Source organism: Microbacterium cremeum (genome assembly GCF_015277855.1).
Classification (GTDB): Bacteria; Actinomycetota; Actinomycetes; order Actinomycetales; family Microbacteriaceae; genus Microbacterium; species Microbacterium cremeum.
The window spans coordinates 1968985-1989816 of record NZ_CP063812.1; the positions used below are offsets into that span (position 1 = coordinate 1968985).

The 20832-nt window shown below is 71.0% G+C and carries 17 protein-coding genes; all 17 read left to right on the forward strand.

The genetic code is table 11. The features are described 5' to 3' along the window. The first annotated feature begins 6 nt into the window (after positions 1 to 6). The 17 genes from aroC to gmk all read left to right on the forward strand — a co-directional run bounded on the left by aroC (position 7) and on the right by gmk (position 20789). Positions 7 to 1236, forward strand: coding sequence for a chorismate synthase (gene aroC, locus IM778_RS08895; RefSeq protein ID WP_194411632.1), 1230 nt, complete (start codon positions 7 to 9; stop codon positions 1234 to 1236). Next, positions 1220 to 1759, forward strand: coding sequence for a shikimate kinase (locus IM778_RS08900; RefSeq protein WP_194411633.1), 540 nt, complete (start codon positions 1220 to 1222; stop codon positions 1757 to 1759). Before aroC ends, IM778_RS08900 begins: the two co-directional genes overlap by 17 nt. After that, complete coding sequence (gene aroB / locus IM778_RS08905) at positions 1756 to 2832, forward strand: 3-dehydroquinate synthase (RefSeq protein ID WP_194411634.1); 1077 nt, start codon at positions 1756 to 1758, stop codon at positions 2830 to 2832. The genes IM778_RS08900 and aroB overlap by 4 nt, the downstream gene beginning before the upstream one ends. A gap of 105 nt (positions 2833 to 2937) precedes the next feature. Next, positions 2938 to 4533 carry an MFS transporter gene (locus IM778_RS08910; protein WP_194411635.1) on the forward strand — a complete coding sequence of 532 codons (1596 nt, stop codon included), beginning with the start codon at positions 2938 to 2940 and terminating at the stop codon, positions 4531 to 4533. A 47-nt stretch (positions 4534 to 4580) separates the two neighbouring features. Continuing rightward, positions 4581 to 5039: a type II 3-dehydroquinate dehydratase gene (locus IM778_RS08915; protein ID WP_194411636.1), complete on the forward strand. Its 459-nt coding sequence runs from the start codon at positions 4581 to 4583 to the stop codon at positions 5037 to 5039. Between the two features lie 126 nt (positions 5040 to 5165). Then, entirely contained in the window at positions 5166 to 5726 is a 561-nt protein-coding gene (gene efp, locus IM778_RS08920) for an elongation factor P (protein ID WP_194411637.1), read from the forward strand. 18 nt (positions 5727 to 5744) lie between these two features. After that, positions 5745 to 6155: a transcription antitermination factor NusB gene (gene nusB, locus IM778_RS08925; protein WP_194411638.1), complete on the forward strand. Its 411-nt coding sequence runs from the start codon at positions 5745 to 5747 to the stop codon at positions 6153 to 6155. A 43-nt stretch (positions 6156 to 6198) separates the two neighbouring features. Further along, on the forward strand, positions 6199 to 9453 hold the full coding sequence (locus IM778_RS08930; protein ID WP_228484814.1) for a DEAD/DEAH box helicase: 3255 nt from the start codon (positions 6199 to 6201) through the stop codon (positions 9451 to 9453). Between the two features lie 68 nt (positions 9454 to 9521). Further along, positions 9522 to 11096: a Rieske 2Fe-2S domain-containing protein gene (locus IM778_RS08935; RefSeq protein WP_194411640.1), complete on the forward strand. Its 1575-nt coding sequence runs from the start codon at positions 9522 to 9524 to the stop codon at positions 11094 to 11096. A gap of 89 nt (positions 11097 to 11185) precedes the next feature. After that, on the forward strand, positions 11186 to 11716 hold the full coding sequence (pyrR, locus tag IM778_RS08940) for a bifunctional pyr operon transcriptional regulator/uracil phosphoribosyltransferase PyrR (protein ID WP_194411641.1): 531 nt from the start codon (positions 11186 to 11188) through the stop codon (positions 11714 to 11716). Further along, positions 11713 to 12699, forward strand: coding sequence for an aspartate carbamoyltransferase catalytic subunit (locus IM778_RS08945; protein ID WP_194411642.1), 987 nt, complete (start codon positions 11713 to 11715; stop codon positions 12697 to 12699). The genes pyrR and IM778_RS08945 overlap by 4 nt, the downstream gene beginning before the upstream one ends. Continuing rightward, on the forward strand, positions 12696 to 14042 hold the full coding sequence (locus IM778_RS08950; protein ID WP_194411643.1) for a dihydroorotase: 1347 nt from the start codon (positions 12696 to 12698) through the stop codon (positions 14040 to 14042). The genes IM778_RS08945 and IM778_RS08950 overlap by 4 nt, the downstream gene beginning before the upstream one ends. Then, positions 14039 to 14548 (forward strand): PH-like domain-containing protein, encoded by a 510-nt coding sequence (locus IM778_RS08955; RefSeq protein ID WP_194411644.1) that lies wholly within the window; start codon positions 14039 to 14041, stop codon positions 14546 to 14548. Before IM778_RS08950 ends, IM778_RS08955 begins: the two co-directional genes overlap by 4 nt. Further along, positions 14545 to 15702 (forward strand): glutamine-hydrolyzing carbamoyl-phosphate synthase small subunit, encoded by a 1158-nt coding sequence (gene carA, locus IM778_RS08960; RefSeq protein WP_194411645.1) that lies wholly within the window; start codon positions 14545 to 14547, stop codon positions 15700 to 15702. Before IM778_RS08955 ends, carA begins: the two co-directional genes overlap by 4 nt. Continuing rightward, positions 15702 to 18989: a carbamoyl-phosphate synthase large subunit gene (gene carB, locus IM778_RS08965; RefSeq protein ID WP_194411646.1), complete on the forward strand. Its 3288-nt coding sequence runs from the start codon at positions 15702 to 15704 to the stop codon at positions 18987 to 18989. The genes carA and carB overlap by 1 nt, the downstream gene beginning before the upstream one ends. Further along, entirely contained in the window at positions 18986 to 19849 is an 864-nt protein-coding gene (pyrF, locus tag IM778_RS08970) for an orotidine-5'-phosphate decarboxylase (RefSeq protein WP_194411647.1), read from the forward strand. The genes carB and pyrF overlap by 4 nt, the downstream gene beginning before the upstream one ends. Next, positions 19842 to 20789 (forward strand): guanylate kinase, encoded by a 948-nt coding sequence (gene gmk, locus IM778_RS08975; RefSeq protein WP_228484815.1) that lies wholly within the window; start codon positions 19842 to 19844, stop codon positions 20787 to 20789. Before pyrF ends, gmk begins: the two co-directional genes overlap by 8 nt. The last annotated feature ends 43 nt before the right edge of the window (positions 20790 to 20832 follow it).

The following is a 20832-nucleotide window of genomic DNA, read 5'->3' on the forward strand; positions in this document are numbered from 1 at the left end:
GGACGAATGCTCCGCGTGCTCACGGCCGGCGAATCCCACGGCCCCGAACTCGTCGCCGTCATGGAGGGCCTGCCCTCGGGCGTCCCCGTCTCCCGCGCCGCCATCCAGGCCGATCTGGAACGCCGCAAGCTCGGCTACGGCCGCGGGTCGCGCATGAAGTTCGAAGAGGATGAGCTCACCGTCTCGGCCGGCGTCCGTCACGGCCTGACGCTCGGGAGCCCCCTCGCGCTGCGCATCGGGAACACCGAATGGCCGAAGTGGGTCGAGGTGATGAGCGCCGAGCCGGTCGAGCTCACCGAGAAGTCCCGCGGCCGCGGTGCGGCGCTCACGCGCCCCCGTCCGGGGCACGCCGACCTCGTCGGGATGCAGAAGTACGGCTTCGACGAGGCCCGGCCTATCCTCGAGCGCGCGAGCGCGCGCGAGACCGCCGCCCGCGTCGCGCTCGGCGCCGTCGCGCGCGCGTTCCTGGCCGAGCTCGGCATCCGTCTGGTGAGCCACACGCTGTCGATCGGGCCGGTGCAGGTGCCTGCGGGCGCGGCCCTGCCGACACCCGACGACGTCGACGCGCTCGACGCCGACCCGCTGCGGTGCTTCGACGCCGCCACGAGCGAGGCGATGGTGGCCGAGGTCGACGCGGCCCGCAAGGACGGCGACACGCTGGGCGGCATCGTCGAGGTGCTGGCGTACGGGCTGCCGCCCGGACTCGGATCGCACGTGCACTGGGACCGGCGCCTTGACGGCAAGCTCGCCCAGGCGCTCATGAGCATCCAGGCCATCAAGGGCGTCGAGATCGGCGACGGGTTCGAGACGACCCGCCGGCGCGGTTCGCAGGCCCACGACGAGCTCTTCACCGCATCGAGCGGCATCACGCGCTCCAGCGACAAGGCGGGAGGCACCGAGGGCGGCATGTCGACCGGAACGGTGCTGCGCGTGCGCGCCGGCATGAAGCCCATCGCCACGGTCCCGCGGGCGCTGCGCACCGTCGACGTCGCGAGCGGCGACGCGGCGGCGGCGCACCACCAGCGCTCCGACGTGTGCGCGGTGCCGGCGGCGGGCGTCGTCGCCGAGGCGATGGTGGCGCTCGTGCTGGCCGATGTCGTGCTCGAGAAGTTCGGCGGCGACAGCGTCGCCGAGACCCGTCGCAACATCCAGACGTACCTCGCCGCGATCCCGGAGTCCCTGCGCACCGCGCCGGAGAGCGACGCGGACCTCGCCGAGCATGACCTCGCGCTCTGACGCCGTCGTCCTGATCGGCCCGATGGGGGCCGGCAAGACGAGCATCGGCAAGAAGGCCGCGCGCGCGCTCGGCGTGCCGTTCTTCGACACCGACATCGCGATCGTCCGCGATCACGGACCCATCGAGCAGCTCTTCGCCGAGCACGGCGAGGAGCACTTCAGAGCCCTCGAACGCGAGGCCGTGGTCGAAGGCCTCTCGCAGGGCGGCATCGTGTCGCTCGGCGGGGGCGCGGTGCTCCACCCCGCCACCCGGGCCGATCTCGGCGCACACCGCGTGATCCTGCTCACCGTGGCGCCGAAGGTCGTGGCCGGACGCGTGCGGGATTCGGCCCGCCCCCTGCTGCGGGGCGAGGACGCGATGGCGCGCTGGAGTGCGATCCTCGAGGAGCGCATGCCGGTCTACCGTTCGCTCGCCGACGCGACGTTCGACACCTCGAGCGGCCCGCTGCAGCACATCGTCGACGCGATCGTGGAGTGGATCCGCGAACAGCCCCGCAGCGCCGATCCGGAGGAGGCACGATGACCGACGTCACGACGATCAGGGTGAGCGGCGACGCGAGCTACGACATCACCGTGGGGCGAGGCATCCTGTCGTCGCTCGGCGAGGTTCTGCCTCCCGCCGCTCGCAAGGTGCTCGTGATCCACCCGCCGACTCTCGCCGAGCAGGCCGAGCGCCTGCGCGCCCAGCTGGTGGGCGACCGTGAAGTGCTGCTCGCCGAGATCCCCGACGCCGAGGCGGGCAAGCGGATCGAAGTCGCCGCGTTCTGCTGGCAGGTGATGGGCAAGGCCGACTTCACGCGTACGGACGCCGTCGTGGGGTTCGGCGGCGGAGCCGTCACCGATCTCGCCGGCTTCGTCGCGGCCACCTGGCTGCGCGGCGTCGAGGTCGTCCAGGTGCCGACCACGGTGCTCGGGATGGTCGATGCGGCGGTCGGAGGCAAGACCGGCGTCAACACCGCTGAGGGCAAGAACCTCGTCGGCGCCTTCTGGGCGCCGCGGGCCGTCGTGTGCGACCTCGACCTGCTCGACACGCTCTCGCGCAACGAACGCGTCGCCGGATACGCCGAGGTCGTCAAAGCCGGTTTCATCTGGGCGCCCGAGATCCTCGACCTGGTCGAGGCCGACGCCGAAACCGCGGTCGATCCGCGCAGCGACGCCTTCCGGCGCACCATCGAGCTCGCGATCGACATGAAGGCGCGCGTCGTCGGAGAGGATCTCCGCGAAGCGGGCCTCCGCGAGATCCTCAACTACGGCCACACGCTCGGGCATGCGATCGAGCACGCGGAGCGGTACCGCTGGCGCCACGGCGCGGCGATCTCTGTGGGCATGGTGTTCGCCGCGGAGCTGTCGCGTCTGGCAGGACGCCTCCCGGATGCCGCAGCGCAGCGTCACCGCGACATCCTCGGAACCCTCGGGCTGCCGACGAGCTACCGGCCGGGCGCCTGGCCGCAGCTGCAGGCGACGATGCAGCGCGACAAGAAGAGCCGCGGCGGCATGCTGCGCTTCATCGTCCTCGACGACATCGCCAAGCCCACGGTGCTGCAGGCCCCCGACGAGTCGCTGCTCTTCGCCGCGTACCAGGAGGTCGCGGGCTGACCGCGCGAGCGCCCGATTCCACGCAGACCGCGTGATGGCCCGGTGCGCCGACCGCTGAGATACTGACGTCGCGCACGCCCGGTGCGCCCGTCGGACGGAGCACCCATGAGCAGCACCTCGGCCACCCCGGCTCGCAGCGGCGTCATCCTCACGACGCTCATCCTCGTCGCCGCGGTAGCGAACCTGCCGCTGTCGGTGGCGAACGTCGCACTGCCCGACATCGGCAAGGCGTTCAGCGCCTCGCAGACCCAGCTCAACCTCGTCGCGGTCGGGTACTCGCTGGGCCTCGCGGCTTCGGTGCTCTGGCTGGGTGCCGTCGGCGACCGCTACGGACGCAAGATGATGCTCGTCATCGGCGTGGTGCTGTCGCTTCCGGCGGCGCTCCTGGCCGCGTTCGCCCCGTCGATCGAGGTGCTGATCATCGCGCGCATCGTGGGCGGCCTCGCCGCCGGCATGGCGTACCCGACGACGCTCGCCCTCATCACCGCGCTGTGGTCTGGCCCACGACGCACGCGCTCCATCGCGCTGTGGTCGGCGATCGGCGGCGCGATCTCGGCGCTGGGCCCGCTCATCTCCGGCATGATGCTGAGCTCGCTGCCGTGGGGGTCGGTCTTCCTGGTGACGGTGCCGCTCATCGTGGTCGCGTTCTTCATGATCCTGAAGTTCGTGCCGAGCCATGTGAACGAGTCGTCGGACCCGGTCGACAACCTCGGCGGCATCCTGTCGCTCGTCCTGGTCGGCGCGCTCATCCTGGCGATCAACTTCGCGGCGGTACCGGATGCGGGGATGCTCGTGCTCGGCCTGACGATCATCGGGGTGGCGGCGCTCATCGCGTTCCTCATCCGCCAGCGCCGGGCCCGCAACCCGCTGTACGACCTCAAGATCGCGGCGCGGCCGATCTTCTGGGTCGCCGCGTGCGCAGGCATCATCGTCTTCGGCGCGCTCATGGGCGCGATGTTCATCGGGCAGCAGTACCTGCAGAACGTGCTCGGCTACTCGACGATCGAGTCCGGGTTCGCGATCCTTCCCGCCGCGATCTTCATGATCCTGCTCGCTCCGCGCTCGGCCAAGCTGGTCGAGTCCCGGGGCGCCCGCTTCACGCTGCTGCTCGGCTACGCCGCGGTGCTCCTCGGCTTCCTCACGATGCTGCTGCTGTGGCGGGGCGACGCTCCGTACTGGGTGGTGGGCCTCGGCTACGCGTTCGTCGGCGCGGGCGTGGGGCTGGCAGGCACCCCGGCCTCGCGTTCGCTCACCGGAGCGGTGCCCGTGCGGCGTGCCGGCATGGCCTCCGGGACGGCCGACCTGCAGCGCGACCTCGGCGGGGCCATCATGCAGTCGATCCTGGGCGCGCTCCTGACGGCCGGGTACGCGGCATCCGCCAACGCCCTCATCGCCGACGCCCCCAACGCCGACCAGATCACGTCGTCGGTGCAGAGCCAGCTCACGAAGTCCTTCTCGAGCGCCTCGAACATCGCCGAGCAGTACCCCCAGTACGCCGACGCGATCGTCCAGGCTGCGAAGGAGTCGTTCGAGCAGGGCCAGACATGGGCGTACCTGGCCGGCATCATCGCCGTGGTGGCGGGCGCTGCCCTGGTGGCATGGAAGTTCCCGAACGCGAAGCGCGAGCGGGAGCTGCTGGCCGAGTACGCCGCCGAGGACAGCGCCGGCGAGCCGCAGGGGGGCGCGCAGAAGGCGGTGTGACGCGGCGGCCGTCATCGGTCGCCGGAGCGCCCCGCTAGGGTGGGCGCGTGACCATGCCGCGCCGTCTTCTCCTCGTCAACGGTCCCAACCTGAATCTGCTGGGCACGCGCGAGCCCGCGGTGTACGGCACCGACACGCTCGCCGACGTCGAGCGCATCGCGACGGATGCCGCAGCCGCGCGCGGATTCGACATCCGGGCGGTGCAGAGCAACCACGAGGGCGTGCTGATCGACGCGATCCACGATGCGCGCACCGACTGCGCGGGGATCGTGATCAACCCCGCCGGCCTCACGCACACCTCGGTCGTGCTGCGCGACGCGCTCGCCGGCGTCGGACTTCCGGTCGCCGAGGTGCACATCTCGGACATCACCGCGCGCGAGCCCTTCCGCCGTCACTCCTACGTCGCCGACGTCGCCGTCGTCCACGTCGTCGGCGAGGGCGTCCGCGGCTACGCGACCGCCGTGGATCGGCTCGTCGCGGTCGTCACCGGCACCGCGGACGGCTGACGCGGCGGCCCGGATCGGGCATCCCGTAGAATCGAACGTCGGCATCCGGGCGCGTCTCGCCGCACCGGCACACGACCGCACTCGACGAGCTCAGCGACCGGCTGGGCAGAACGGACTTCACCCCTCATGGCATCCACCGCAGACATCAAGAACGGCGTCGTCCTCAGCATCGACGGCCAGCTCTGGAGCGTCGTGGAGTTCCAGCACGTCAAGCCGGGCAAGGGCGGCGCGTTCGTGCGCACCAAGCTCAAGAACGTCATGACCGGCAAGGTCGTCGACAAGACCTACAACGCCGGCGCCAAGGTCGACATCGAGAACGTCGACCGCCGCGACTTCACGTACCTGTACAACGACGGCGAAGGCTTCGTGTTCATGGACATGAGCGACTACGACCAGATCACGGTGCCCGCCGCGACGGTCGGCGACGCCAAGAACTTCCTGCTCGAGAACCAGCAGGTCACGATCGCCCTGAACAACGGCAACCCGCTGTACGTCGACCTGCCCGCCTCGGTCGTGCTCGAGATCACCTACACCGAGCCCGGCCTACAGGGGGACCGTTCTTCGGCGGGCACGAAGCCGGCGACCGTCGAGACCGGCTACGAGATCCAGGTGCCGCTGTTCCTCGAGACGGGCACCAAGGTCAAGGTCGACACGCGCACGGGCGACTACCTCGGCCGCGTCAGCTGACGCGGCGGCGTCCCACCGATGAGTGCCCGCACCAAGGCGCGCAAGCGCGCCCTCGACATCCTGTTCCAGGCCGACGTCCGCGGCGACGAGGTCGCCACGATCCTCGCCGCCGAAGCGAAGCGGGCCGCAAGCGAACCGGCGCGCGAGGCGTCGTGGCTCTACGCGCGAGAGATCGTCGACGGCGTGATCGACAACCGCGAAGCGATCGACGAGCAGATCACCACGTTCGCGAAGGACTGGTCGCTCGCCCGCATGCCCGCGGTCGACCGAGCCGTGCTGCGCCTGGCGACGTGGGAGATCCTCTACAACGACGAGGTGCCGACGGCGGTCGCGATCGACGAGGCGGTCGAGCTCGCCAAGGAGTTCTCGACGGACGACTCGCCGTCGTTCGTGCACGGCGTGCTGGCGCGGATCGCCCGCTCGACCTGACCCGCGCCGCGGGCTGTCGGCGGCGCTTGCGAGGATGGATGCCGTGATCCCTCCGTTCGTCGCCGTCGCGCACATCCGCCGGCTCGCCGACGACGGTGCGTACGAGCGAGGCGCGGCGTACTTCGACGGCGGCGCGGTGCTCGAGGTCGCGTGGGATCCGCTGTCATCGGTGATGGAGTCGGTCGTCGCGGGGAGCGCGGACCGGAGCTACCGTTGCCGCATCCGCCTCGATCCGCAGCATCCGGAACGGCTCATCGCCGCCACGTCGTGCACGTGCCCGATGCAGTTCGACTGCAAGCACGCCGTCGCGACCCTTCTCGCCGGCAACCGCCTGGCAGAGAGCAGCCCGGCGCACACCACGTCGTGGCGGAGTGTGCTGGCGCCGACGGATGCCGCGCCCCGACGCCCGACCACGGCTCTCGCCCTGGGCGTGGAGCTGCGCCAGCGCGTGCGGCGCGGCGCCTCGACATGGGCACCGGCGCGCATCGAGAGCGCCTCGGCGCGCGGCCTGCACCAGTACGGCACCGATGTGCTCGTGGGTCTGCGCCCGCTCGAGCGGAGTGCGCGCTCGGACGCGTGGATCAAGGGCGCCGTGTCGTGGGATGCCCTGCGGCGTCCCACGACGACGTACGACCCCGCGCAGGCGCGGTGGTTCGCCGAGCTGCACAGCATCGGCCGTGACGTGCGCACGTTCGGCGCGTTCTCGGACGTGTCGGAGTGGCTGACGCTCGACGATGTCGAATCGAGCCTGCTGTGGCCGCATCTGGCGACCGCCGGGGCCCACGGCATCCCGCTGGTCGCGACGAAGCGCACGATGACCGTCGCCGTGGCGGACACGGCGACGCTCGCGCTGCGTGCCGGCCGCACCACCTCGGGGGTGGAGGTCGCGCCGGTCGTCACGATCGACGGCGAGGCGGTGGATGCCGCGGCCCTGCGCCCGATCGGACGCACCGGGCTCTACCGTTTCACCGTGCAGGGCGAGCGCATCGGCATCGTGCTGGCCGAGCTGCCGCTGCCCGATCCCGCCCCTGCCGTGCTGGCGGCTCGTGCACCGGTGAGCGTGCCGTCGGCCGAGGCGGACGAGTTCGTGCGCGACCATCTGCCGCGCATCGCCCGCCGCATCGCCGTGACGGCCGCCGGGATCGAGGTGCCCGCACTGCCGCGGCCGGCTCTCGTGGTGCGCGTGCGGTTCGCGCCGTCGCATCGGCTGGACTGGGAGCTGGCCTGGCGGTACGGCGGCGACGATCCGGTCGGCATCGACGCGCCGCGGACGCCCGACCGCGACGTTCGCGTCGAGGACGAGATCCGTGGCCGCGTCGAGGCGGCGTGGCGCGACGCTTCGCCCACCGCGTACGCGCACGCCGGCAGCCTGTCGGGTCTGGACGCCGCCGAGTTCGCCTCGCGACTGCTCCCCGTGCTCGAGGCCGAGGCCGACGTCGACGTCGTGATCTCGGGGGAGCGGCCCCGCTATCGAGAGCTCGCCGGCGACCCGCGGATCGAGGTGACCACGGCCGAATCGACGGATCCCGACTGGTTCGACCTGGGTGTCATCGTGACGATCGATGGTCGCCGCATCCCCTTCGGCGCGCTGTTCACGGCACTGTCGCGCGGCCGCAAGAAGCTGCTCCTCAGTGACGGCGCGTACTTCTCGCTCTCGCATCCGTCGCTGCAGCGCCTGCGCGACCTGATCGAGGAGGCCGGCGATCTCGACGAGTGGGAGACCGGACCCCGCCTCAGCCGCTATCAGACGGCGCTGTGGGCCGACTTCGAGGACGTCGCCGACGAGGCCGCACCCGCGGTGTCGTGGCGCGCGACGGTCGAGGCGCTGCGGGGGTCCGGCGGGGTCCCGCCGGCCCCCGTCCCCACGGGCCTCCGGGCCGATCTGCGCCCGTACCAGCAGGCGGGCTACGACTGGCTCGCATTCCTCTGGACGCATCGTCTCGGCGGGATCCTCGCCGACGACATGGGGCTGGGCAAGACGCTGCAGATGCTCGCGCTCATCGCCCGCACCCGCGACGCCGGCGAGACACGCCCGTTCCTGGTCGTGGCTCCCACATCGGTGCTCTCCACGTGGCGCTCGGAGGCCGAGCGGTTCGCACCGGGGCTCCGGGTCGAGATCATCGACACCACGACGGCCCGGCGCGAGGCGACCCCCGCCGCGGTGGCCGCCGGTGCGGACGTCATCGTGACGTCGTACGCGCTGCTGCGGCTGGACGAGCCGGAGTTCGCGCGCGTCGAGTGGGCGGGTCTCGTCCTCGACGAGGCCCAGTTCGTCAAGAACAGCGGAACGAAGACGTACCGGGCGGCGAAGGCGCTGCGCGCCGATGTGGTCTTCGCGATCACCGGGACGCCCCTGGAGAACAGCCTCACCGAGCTGTGGGCGCTGCTGTCGCTGACCGCACCCGGGCTGTTCGCGTCGGGCCGGCGCTTCCGTGAGGAGTACGTGGGTCCGATCGAGAAGGGCAAGGTGCCCGAGAACCAGGAGGGCGGTGCCTACCGAGCCGCGCGGCTGACACGGCTGAGGCGCCGCATCCGGCCGCTCGTGCTCCGCCGCACCAAGGAGCACGTCGCGGCCGACCTGCCCGAGAAGCAGGAGCAGGAGGTACGCGTCGAGCTCGGAGCCGCGCACCGCGCGCTGTACGACACGGTCCTGCAGCGCGAGCGGCAGAAGGTGCTGGGACTCCTCGACGATCTCGACCGCAACCGGTTCATCGTGTTCCGCTCGCTGACCCTGCTGCGCATGCTGAGCCTCGCGCCGGAGCTGGTCGACCCCGCCCACGCGCACATCCCGCCGAGCAAGCTGACCGCGCTGTTCGAGCAGCTCGACGAGGTGCTCGCCGAGGGCCACCGCGTGCTCGTCTTCAGCCAGTTCACCTCGTTCCTCGCACTGGTGTCGGCGAGGCTCGCCGAGCGCGGCATCCCCTTCGCCTACCTCGACGGCTCGACCCGCGACCGCGACGCCGCCGTGGCGTCGTTCCGCGGGGGAGAGGCGCCGGTGTTCCTCATCAGCCTGAAGGCGGGCGGATTCGGCCTGACCCTCACCGAGGCGGACTACGTGTTCCTGCTCGACCCCTGGTGGAACCCGGCGGCCGAGGCCCAGGCCGTCGACCGCGCCCACCGCATCGGGCAGCACCGGAGCGTCATGGTGTACCGGCTGATCGCCAACGGCACGATCGAAGAGAAGGTGATGGCCCTGCAGCAGCGCAAAGCGCGCCTGTTCCGAGCGGTGATGGACGACGACGCCCTGTTCGGCAGGACGCTGACCTCGGACGACATCCGCGCGCTCTTCGACGACTGACGGCTCGTCCGGCCGGGGGCAGGGACGGCCTCGCCTAGAATCGTCTGGTTCGACACAGGAGGAATCCCATGCGCATCACGGGCCTCGGCCACGCGGGAATGTTCATCGAGACGGCAGGCGGAACCATCCTCTGCGACCCGGTGATCGGTCCGACCTTCTTCGGATCGTGGTTCCCGTTCCCCGACAACCGGGGCCTGGACTGGGAGAGGTTCGGCAAGGCCGACTTCCTGTACATCTCGCACCGGCACCGCGATCACTTCGATCCGGCGCTCATGCAGCGGCACATCCCGAAGGACATCAAGGTCCTCCTGCCCGAGTACCCGACCGACGACCTCGAGCAGGATCTGCGCAGGCTCGGCTACGACAACATCGTCTACACCGAGGCGGGCGTGCCCCTCGAGTTCGGCGCGCTCAAGCTGATGGTGACGCCGCTGCGCGCGCCCAGCGACGGCCCGATCGGCGACTCGTCGCTCAGCGTCGACGACGGCACCGCCAGCATCCTCAACCAGAACGACTCGCACCCGCTCGATCTCGACCGGCTCATGTCGTTCTCGAAGCCGGAGGCGTACTTCACCCAGGTGTCGGGCGCGATCTGGTGGCCGATGGTCTACGACCTGCCGCAGGACGCCAAGCAGAACTTCGCCAAGCTCAAGCGCGACGCGCAGAACAAGCGCGCCATGTACTACATCGAGAAGGTCGACGCCGAGCACGTCTTCCCGATGGCCGGGCCCCCGATGTTCCTGCGCGACGAGCTGTTCAAGTACAACGGGTGGGGTCTCGACGACGACGCCATCTTCACCGACCAGCGGCAGTTCCTGCAGCACATGAAAGAGGCGCGTCCCCAGCAGAAGGGCTACGAGTTCCTGCCCGGCACCGTCGTGGAGCTGAACCACGGCGAGCTCTCGATCACGCAGACGCTGTACACGCAGGCCGAGATCGACCGCATCTTCGACGACAAGTGGACCTACCTGGCCGAGCAGCGTGACACGCGGCAGGACGAGATCGCCGCGGAGGAGGCATCCCGGCCCGCCGTGCTGCCGCCCGACGAGATGCTCGCCGCGATCAAGGAGTGGTGGGAGCCGCTGCTGCGGCGCGGGCGCACCATCCGCAACGGCGTCGGCGGCAACGTGCGCTTCCGCATCGGCGAGCTCGACATGGTCGTGGACTTCCCGAAGGCGAAGGTCCGCGAGTACGCGGGCGAGGAGTGCATCTACTGGTACACGATCCCCGCCGACCTCGTCTCGGCCAACATCGCCGACCACGAGATCGACTGGTCGAACTCGATCTTCCTCTCGATGCAGTTCGAGGTCGGCCGCAGCGGCAAGTTCAACGAGTTCCTCACGACCTTCCTCAAGTGCCTCTCGCGCGACCGCATCGAGTACGTCGAGAACTGGTACGCCGAGCAGACCGACCAGACCGAGGACGCGCAGCTGGGCGAGTGGCTCGTGCAGCGCCGCTGTCCTCACCTGCGCGCCGATCTCACCAAGACCGGCAAGATCGAGGACGGCGTGCTGACCTGCTCGCTCCACGACTGGAAATGGGACCTCGCCAGCGGGAAGTGCCTGACGAGCCAGGGACACCCGATCCGCGCGTCCCAGGTGGAGGACGACCTGTACCGCGCAGCGACGACGCCCGCGGCCTGATTCGGAGCCGGGCAGAACCGTGCCCTAGACTGAGCGGCGATCACAGCAACCTTTAACCCCGTCCCGTGAGGCGGAGAAGGGAGCGGCGGATGAGCACGCGCACCGTGCTGAACGGCGCCGACATCACGCGGGCCCTGACTCGGATCTCCCATGAGATCCTCGAGTCCAACCGGGGCCCCGATGGACTGGTCCTCCTGGGCATCCCGACCCGTGGCGTGACCCTCGCTCGGCGCATCGCCCCTCTCGTCGAGGAGTTCGGCGGCGCTCCGGTCCCGGTCGGTTCCCTCGACGTGACCATGTACCGCGACGACCTGCACCGCAATCCGACGCGGGCGCCGCAGCCGACCGAGATCCCCCCAGGAGGGATCGACGGCCGGGTCGTGGTGCTGGTGGACGACGTGCTCTTCTCGGGCCGCAGCATCCGCGCGGCCCTCGACGCCCTCCAGGGCATCGGCCGGCCGGCCGTGGTGCGCCTCGCGACCCTCATCGACCGCGGCCACCGCGAGCTGCCCATCCGCCCCGACTTCGTCGGCAAGAACCTGCCGAGCGCCCGCGACGAACGCGTCAACGTGCGTCTGGCCGAGATCGACGGCCGCGACGAGGTGACGATCGGATCATGAGGCACCTCCTCGACACGAAGTCCCTCTCCCGCGAGGACGCACTGCGGATCCTCGACGTCGCTGAGGATATGGCCGACACGCAGCGGCGCGAGGTGAAGAAGCTGCCGACGCTGCGCGGGAGGACGGTGGTCAACCTCTTCTTCGAGGACTCCACCCGCACCCGCATCTCGTTCGAGGCCGCGGCGAAGCGCCTGTCGGCGGACGTCATCAACTTCTCGGCGAAAGGCTCGAGCGTCTCGAAGGGCGAGTCGCTCCAGGACACCGCGCAGACACTGCAGGCGATGGGGGCGGATGCCGTGGTCATCCGTCACGGCGCCTCCGGTGCACCACGCACCCTCGCCACGAGCGGCTGGATCACGGCCGGCGTCGTGAACGCGGGGGACGGCACCCACGAACACCCCACGCAGGCGCTCCTGGACGCGTACACCATCCGCAAGCGCCGGTTCGGAGGCGACAGCCGCGGCAGGGATCTGTCGGGCGTCCAGGTGACGATCGTGGGAGACATCCTGCACTCGCGCGTGGCGCGATCCAACGTGTGGCTGCTGAGCACGCTCGGCGCACGCGTAACGCTCGTCGCGCCGCCCACCCTCATCCCGCAGGACGTCTCGCTGTGGCCGGCGCGCGTCGAGTACGACCTCGATGAAGCGATCGCCGCAGGGCCGGACGCACTCATGATGCTCCGCATCCAGCTGGAACGGATGAATGCCGCGTATTTCCCCACTGAACGGGAGTATTCCCGGCGGTGGGGCCTCGACGCCGGACGCCTCCGGGCGCTCCGAACGGATAGCATTGTCATGCACCCCGGGCCCATGAACCGGGGTCTGGAGATCTCTGCAGAAGCCGCGGACTCGCCCCGCTCGACAGTGCTCGAACAGGTGACGAACGGCGTCTCGGTGCGCATGGCCGCGCTCTACCTGCTGCTCGCGGGCGCGGAGCGCGATACCGGAACGACGGATGCCACACAGAAGGGGAGCGCACGATGACCACGCCTCGACACACCGCCGGCGGCGACTCGGCAACCGAGACCATCCTGTTCCGCGGGGCTCTCGCCGAAGGATCCGCGCCCGCGGACGTGATCGTCGAGAACGGCCTGATCGCCGAGATCGGCACCGGCCTCAGCCGTGCCGGCGCGACGGTCGTCGACGTCGACGGGCTCGTGCTGCTGCCGGGTCTGGTCGACCTGCACACGCACCTGCGCGAGCCCGGGTACGAGGCATCCGAGACCATCCTCACCGGCTCCCGCGCCGCAGCGGCGGGGGGCTACAGCGCGGTGTTCGCGATGCCCAACACCTCGCCCGTCGCCGACACGGCGGGGGTGGTCGAGCAGGAGCTCGCACTCGGTCAGGCGGCCGGGTTCGTCACCGTCCAGCCGATCGGAGCCGTCACCGTCGGGCAGAAGGGCGAACGCCTCGCCGAGCTCGGCGCGATGGCGGACTCGCGTGCGCGCGTGCGCGTCTTCAGCGACGACGGGTTCTGCGTGTGGGACCCGCTCATCATGCGACGTGCTCTCGAGTACGTGAAGGCCTTCGACGGCGTGATCGCGCAGCACGCACAGGACCCGAGGCTGACCGAGGGCGCACAGATGAACGAGGGCGCGGTGTCGGCCGAGCTGGGCCTGGCCGGCTGGCCGGCCGTCGCCGAGGAGTCGATCATCGCGCGCGACGTGCTGCTCGCCGAGCACGTCGGCTCGCGCCTGCACGTGTGCCACCTGTCGACGGCCGGCTCGGTCGAGATCATCCGGTGGGCCAAGAAGCGGGGTGTTCAGGTGACCGCCGAGGTCACGCCGCACCACCTCCTCCTCACCGACGAGCTCGTGCGGGGCTACGACGCGCGATTCAAGGTCAACCCCCCGCTGCGGCGCGAAGAGGACGTCCTCGCCGTGCGCGAAGGCCTCGCCGACGGCACGATCGACATCGTCGCGACCGACCACGCACCGCACCCCGCCGAGGCGAAGGCGTGCGAGTGGCACGCCGCCGCGAACGGCATGGTAGGGCTCGAGAGCGCGCTGCGCGTCGTGCAGCAGGCGATGGTCGACACCGGGCTCATCACGTGGGGCGACGTCGCGCGGATCATGTCGCGCGAGCCCGCCCGCATCGGCCGCCTCGCCGGCCACGGCACACCGCTGACCGCAGGACACCCCGCCTCGCTGGCGTTCTACGATCCCGCTCCGGTGCGCCCCTTCACGACCGACGACCTCCGCGGTCGCAGCGTCAACTCACCGTATGTGGGCCGTGAATTGCCGGGCGAGGTGCGCTGGACGCTGCACCAAGGGATCGTCACGGTCGCGGACGGCGCGGTCCTCGACACCCCCGGGGAGCGCGCATGACCCGCGAGGGCGCACTCGCCCTCACCGCGATCGCCGTACTGGCGCTCGTCGCCGTGCTCGCCTGGGCGTGGTGGCGACGCTCCCGGCGCGACGCCGGACTGCGTGCCCCGGTGGGCGACGCGCCCGCCGCAGCACGCGTTATCTCGACGTTCGCCGCGCTCTACGTCGCCACGACCCGACACGGCGAGCCGCTCGAGCGCCTCGCGATCACGGGCCTCGGCTTCCGGTCGAAGGCCGATGTCACGGTGACCGACGCCGGCGTCGCCCTCGACCTCACCGGCCAGCCGCGCGTGTTCCTGCCGGTCGAGCGGATCGCCGACGTCGCGCAGGCGACGGTGGCGATCGACCGCGTCGTCGAGCGCGACGGCCTCGTGCGCCTCTCCTGGCGCCCCGACGACGCCACCGTCGTCGACTCGTATCTCCGCCCCCAGGATGCCTCGGCACGCGCCCTCGCCGACGCCGTGACCGGCATCCTTCCCCAGAACCAGACAGGAACCCGCGCATGACCTCCCTGTTCCACACCGACCCGGCCGTCCTCGTCCTCGAGGACGGGACGCGCCACGTCGGGCGCGCCTACGGCGCCGCCGGCACGACGCTCGGCGAAGTGGTCTTCGCCACCGGCATGACCGGCTACCAAGAGACTCTGACCGACCCCTCGTACGCGGGCCAGATCGTGCTGCAGACGGCCCCCCACATCGGGAACACGGGCATGAACGAAGAGGACCCGGAATCCCGCCGGATCTGGGTCTCGGGCTACATCGTGCGCGACCCGTCGCGCGTCGTGTCCAACTGGCGGGCCGACGAGTCGCTCGACGACGCCCTGATCGCCGACGGCGTGGTGGGCATCAGCGGAATCGACACCCGCGCCGTCACCCGTCACATCCGCTCGGCCGGCAGCATGCGCGGCGGCATCTTCTCCGGCGAGGCCGCGGCGATCGACCCCGACGAGCAGCTGCGCCTCGTGCGTGAGGCGCCCGAGATGGCGGGGCGGAACCTGTCGGCCGCGGTGTCGGTGGCGGCGGCCGAGGTGACCCCCGCGTCCGGCGAGCGCATCGGCAACCTCGCGGTGCTCGACCTCGGTGTCAAGCAGGCCACCGTCGACAACCTCGCCGCGCGCGGATTCGACGTGCACGTGCTGCCGCAGGACGTCACGATCGACGACATCCGCGCGATCGACCCGGTCGCCGTCTTCTACTCGAACGGGCCCGGCGACCCCGCCGCATCGGGCGACCACGTCGACCTGCTCCGGGGCGTGCTCGACGACGGCCTGCCGTTCTTCGGCATCTGCTTCGGCAACCAGCTGCTCGGGCGTGCGCTCGGGCTCGGCACCTACAAGCTGCCCTTCGGGCACCGCGGCATCAACCAGCCGGTGCTCGACAAGGCGACCGGGCGGGTCGAGATCACCGCGCACAACCACGGCTTCGCCGTCGACGCCCCGGTGGAGGGCGAGTTCGACAGCCCTCACGGCTACGGCCGCATCGAGGTGAGCCACGTCGGCCTCAACGACCAGGTCGTCGAGGGCCTGCGCGCCCTCGACATCCCGGCGTTCTCGGTGCAGTACCACCCCGAGGCCGCCGCCGGCCCCCACGACGCCAACTACCTGTTCGACCGCTTCCGCGACATGGTCCTCGCGAACCTCGAGAAGAAGGCCGCGCACTGATGCCCAAGCGCCCCGACATCAACTCCGTCCTCGTCATCGGCTCCGGCCCGATCGTCATCGGCCAGGCGTGCGAGTTCGACTACTCCGGCACCCAGGCGTGCCGCGTGCTCCGCGAAGAGGGCGTGCGCGTCATCCTCGTGAACTCCAACCCGGCCACGATCATGACCGACCCCGACTTCGCCGACGCGACGTACATCGAGCCGATCACGTGGCAGGTCATCGAGACGATCATCGCCAAGGAGAAGCCGGACGCGATCCTGCCCACCCTGGGCGGCCAGACGGCGCTCAACGCGGCGATCGACCTCCACAACCACGGGATCCTCGAGAAGTACGACGTCGAGCTGATCGGCGCCAACTTCGAGGCGATCAACAAGGGCGAGGACCGCCAGATCTTCAAGCAGCTTGTGCTCGACGCGGGGGCGGATGTCGCGGCATCCCGCATCGCCCACACCATGGACGAGGTGCTCGCCGCCGCCGACGAGCTCGGCTACCCGCTGGTCGTGCGCCCGTCGTTCACGATGGGCGGCCTCGGGTCGGGGTTCGCGTACGACGAGAACGACCTCCGCCGCATCGCCGGCGCGGGCCTGCGCGACTCGCCGACCACCGAGGTGCTCCTCGAGGAGTCCATCCTCGGCTGGAAGGAGTACGAGCTCGAGCTGATGCGCGACACGGCCGACAACACGGTCGTCGTCTGCTCGATCGAGAACGTCGACCCGGTCGGCGTCCACACCGGCGACTCGATCACCGTCGCGCCGGCCCTGACGCTCACCGACCGCGAGTACCAGAAGCTGCGCGACATCGGCATCGACATCATCCGGGCGGTGGGCGTCGACACCGGCGGCTGCAACATCCAGTTCGCGGTCGACCCCGCGACCGGCCGCGTCATCGTCATCGAGATGAACCCGCGCGTCTCGCGGTCGTCGGCCCTCGCCTCGAAGGCGACCGGCTTCCCGATCGCGAAGATCGCGGCGAAGCTCGCGATCGGCTACCGGCTCGACGAGATCCCCAACGACATCACGAAGGTGACGCCGGCGAGCTTCGAGCCGACGCTGGACTACGTCGTGGTCAAGGTTCCGCGCTTCAACTTCGAGAAGTTCCCGGCCGCCGACACGACGCTGACCACCACAATGAAGTCGGTGGGCGAGGCGATGGCGATCGGCCGCAACTACGCCACGGCGCTGCAGAAGGCGCTGCGCTCGCTCGAGAAGCGCGGCTCGAGCTTCCACTGGGGCGACGAGCCCCGGTCGGTGGACGAACTGCTCGAGATCGCGAAGACCCCCACCGACGGCCGCATCGTGGTGCTGCAGCAGGCGCTCCGCAAGGGCGCGACGGTCGAGCAGGCGTTCGAGGCGACCAAGATCGACCCGTGGTTCCTCGACCAGATCGTCCTCATCAACGAGGTGGCCGAGCACGTCGCGCAGGCGCCGGAACTGGATGCCGCGACCCTGCGCATCGCGAAGGAGCACGGCTTCAGCGACGCGCAGATCGCACAGCTGCGCGACGACTCCGAGGCCCAGATCCGCAGCATCCGCCATGCTCTCGGCGTGCGTCCCGTGTACAAGACCGTCGACACGTGCGCGGGGGAGTTCCCGGCGCTCACGCCGTACCACTACTCCAGCTACGACTTCGAGACCGAGGTGACGCCGTCCGAGCGCACCAAGGTCGTCATCATCGGGTCGGGGCCCAATCGCATCGGCCAGGGCGTCGAGTTCGACTACTCGTGCGTGCACGCGTCGTTCGCGCTGGCCGACGCCGGGTACGAGACCGTCATGGTCAACTGCAACCCCGAGACCGTGTCGACCGACTACGACACCTCCGACCGCCTGTACTTCGAGCCCCTGACGCTCGAGGACGTGCTCGAGGTGCTGCACGCCGAAGCGCAGTCCGGTGAGATCCTCGGCGTGATCTGCCAGCTCGGCGGCCAGACGCCGCTGGGCCTGGCCAAGGGCATCGAGGCCGCCGGCTACACGATCCTCGGCACCAAGCCCGCAGCGATCGACCTCGCCGAGGAGCGCGAGCTGTTCTCGCGCCTGCTCGACCGTGCCGGGCTCGTGGCGCCGCGCAACGGCACGGCGATCGACGTCGACGGCGCCGTCGCGGTCGCCGAGGAGATCGGCTACCCGGTGCTGGTGCGCCCGAGCTTCGTGCTGGGCGGCCGGGGCATGGAGATCGTGTACTCGACCGAGGCGCTGCGCGACTATTTCGTGCGCATCGCCGACCAGGCGATCATCGGTCCCGGGCTGCCGCTGCTGGTCGACCGCTTCCTCGACGACGCGATCGAGATCGACGTCGATGCGCTGTTCGACGGCGACGAGCTGTACATCGGCGGAGTCATGGAGCACCTCGAGGAGGCCGGCATCCACTCCGGCGACTCGTCGTGCACGCTGCCCCCGGTGAGCCTCGGCCGCAGCGACATCGACCGGGTCCGCGAGGCCACGCGCGCGATCGCCGAAGGCGTGGGCGTGCGCGGACTGCTGAACGTGCAGTTCGCGATCTCGGCCGGCGTGCTCTATGTGATCGAGGCGAACCCGCGCGCGAGCCGCACCGTTCCCTTCGTGTCGAAGGCGCTGGGCATCCCGCTCGCGAAGGCCGCCGCCCGCATCATGGCCGGCGCCACGATCGCCGAGCTGAAGACCGAAGGCCTGCTGCCGCCGCAGGACGGCTCCCGTGTGCCGCTGGACGCCCCCGTGGCCGTCAAGGAGGCGGTGCTGCCGTTCAAGCGCTTCCGCACCGCCGACGGGCAGACCGTGGACTCGGTGCTCGGACCCGAGATGCGCTCCACGGGCGAGGTGATGGGCATCGACCGCGACTTCCCGACGGCGTTCGCGAAGTCGCAGGAGGCCGCGTACGGCGGCATGCCTCTCGAGGGCACCGTGTTCATCTCGGTGGCCGACAGCGACAAGCGCGCGGTCATCCTCCCCGCGCACCGCCTGCAGGAGCTCGGATTCGACCTCGTCGCGACGGAGGGCACGGCCGAGATCCTCGCCCGCAACGGCATCGAGGTCCGCGTCGTGAGCAAGTACTCCGAGACTCAGGAGTCCGGCGGCACCAACATCGTCGACCTCATCAACGCCGGCGAGATCGACATGGTCGTCAACACGCCCTCGGGCGGCGCCGCGCGGGCCGACGGCTACGAGATCCGGGCGGCGGCGGTGGCCGGCGACAAGGCGCTGTTCACCACGATGGCCGTGCTCGGTGCCGCCGTGAGCGCGCTGCCGGTGCTGCGCGAAGGGTTCCGCGTGCGCAGCCTCCAGGAGTACGCGGCCGACCGTCGGGCACGGGCGTGACCTCGCCCGCCGGCGACGGCACGCCGTTCGGCGAGCGGGTCCGTTCCGGCATCGCCGCACACGGGCGCCTGTGCGTGGGCATCGACCCGCACGTGCCGCTGCTGCAGGAGTGGGGGCTGGATGCCTCGGCCGCCGGCGCGCGGGAGTTCGGGCTGCGGGTCGTCGACGCCGCGGCGGGGCGCGTCGCGATCGTGAAGCCCCAGGTGTCGTTCTTCGAGCGCTACGGCTCGGCCGGGTTCGCCGCGCTCGAGGACGTCCTCGCCGCGGCGCGCGACGCCGGTCTGCTCGTGATCGCCGACGCCAAGCGCGGCGACATCGGCTCGACGATGGACGCCTACGCCGAAGCGTGGCTCACGCCGGGGTCGCCCCTCGAGGCCGACGCGCTCACCGCGAACCCGTTCCTGGGCGTCGGCACGCTGGAGGGCACGTTCGACCTGGCCGAGCGCGCCCACAAGGGCGTGTTCGTCCTCGCCGCGACGAGCAACCCCGACGCGTTCACCGCGCAGCGGGCACGCCTGGGCACCGGCGAGACGGTGTCGGGCGCGATCGTCCGCGAGGTCGCCGCGCGCAACGCCCGCATCACGCCGGAGGGGGAGTGGGGGAGCCTCGGCTTCGTCGTCGGCGGGACGGTGGACTGGACGGATGCCGGCCTCTCGCCGTTCGCGCCGGTGGCGCCGATCCTCGGTCCCGGCTTCGGGCATCAGGGCGCCGAGCCCGAGCACGTCCGGTCCCGCTTCGGGGAGATGGCGCCCGCGGTGATAGCGTCGGAGAGCCGCAGCATCCTGGCTGCCGGACCCGACCGGCTCGCCGCGCGCATCACCGAGCGCGCCCTTCTCTACCGTGGTGATCGACATGCCTGAACCCGCAGCCGCCCGCACGCCCGATGGGACTCCTCCCCGCACACCCGGCGCGCCCACGCGGCCTCCCGAGGTCGACCGGGTCGCCGCGTCCCGCCGTGCGGTGGCCGCGCGGCGCGAGCGTGCCGCGCTCAAGAAGGACGTCGCGACGCGCGTCATCACACCGCAGGAGCTGCTGCGCCGTGCCCTGGCCGATCCGGCGTCGCCCGCCGGCGCGATGCGTGTGCCCGAGTTCCTCACCGCGATCCCCGCGATCGGCGAGGGCAAGCGCGACCGCATCCTCCGTGACCTCGGGATCTCGCCGGTCAAGCGCCTGGGCGGTCTCGGCTCGCGGCAGCGCGAGGGCCTCCGGCAGTTCCTCGATGCGCGGTGGCCCGAGCTCGAGCCGCGCGGCGGCCGCAGCCGGCTGGTCGTGCTCGCGGGGCCCACGGCAGTGGGCAAGGGCACCGTGGCCGCGCACATCAAGGAGCACCACCCCGAGATCCACCTCTCGGTGTCGGCGACCACGCGCACGCCGCGCCCCGGCGAGGTCGACGGCGAGCACTACTTCTTCGTCGACGACGCCGAGTTCGACCGCATGATCGCGGCCGGCGAGCTTCTCGAGCACGCCACGGTCCACAACGCCCACCGGTACGGCACGCCGCGCTCGCCGATCGAGCAGGCTCTCGCGGCCGGTCGGACCGTGCTGCTCGAGATCGACCTCCAGGGAGCCCGGCAGGTGCGCGAAGCCGATCCGTCCGCGACGCTGGTGTTCCTGCTGCCGCCGAGCTGGGACGAGCTCGTGCAGCGCCTCGTGGGCCGCGGCACCGAGGACGCGACAGAGCGTGCACGTCGACTGCGCACCGCGAAGACCGAGCTCGCCTCGCAGGGCGAGTTCGACTATCGCGTCGTGAACGACGACGTGGCCCGCGCCGCCGAGGAAGTCGCGCGGCTCGCGCGGTGATGCTGCGCCGCAGTCGGCGGCCTCTCGCGTAGAATGGTGGGAT